Raw genomic sequence first — 421 nt, 5'->3', positions numbered from 1 at the left:
GGCCGGTCCTGCCCCTGCCCCGCAGCAATCCTCACCAGTACCAGCACCGGCCACGCCGGCACCATCCCCACCAGCACCAGCACCGGCCACGCCGACTCCGCCCCCTCCGACGGTGATCGCGGCGCCGGCGATGCCGGGTTGGACGTCCCCGACCTCGGAAGGCGGCGCCGGTCGGCCGGTTCAATCCGATCCCGCTGCCAACCCGGGGCCGGCCGGGAGGCTGGGCTTGGCCGGGACACTGGGCACGGCCGGCGGGCTGGAAACCGCCGGGGCGGGCGCGGCTGCGACCGAGCGCCGTTCGATCCCGACCGGCACGACGCGGATACCACCGTCGCCAGCCGACCCCTGGCCGCTGGAGAACCCGTCTACCGACCCGGAAGCGGCGGAAGGCGGGGCGCTCGTCATCGATCTGGGGGCGGGC

The 421-nt window shown here is 76.0% G+C and carries 1 protein-coding gene; it reads left to right on the top strand.

The features are described 5' to 3' along the window. Nucleotides 1-226 precede the first annotated feature (226 nt). A partial coding sequence (locus NBZ85_RS31960) for a hypothetical protein (RefSeq protein WP_261563526.1) occupies nt 227-421 on the top strand: 195 nt, incomplete at its 3' end.

Origin of the sequence: Frankia tisae (genome assembly GCF_025403405.1) — a bacterium.
Taxonomy (GTDB): domain Bacteria; phylum Actinomycetota; class Actinomycetes; order Frankiales; family Frankiaceae; genus Frankia; species Frankia tisai.
The sequence above is the reverse complement of the archived record's forward strand: the minus strand, read 5'-3'. Positions and strand labels throughout refer to the sequence as shown.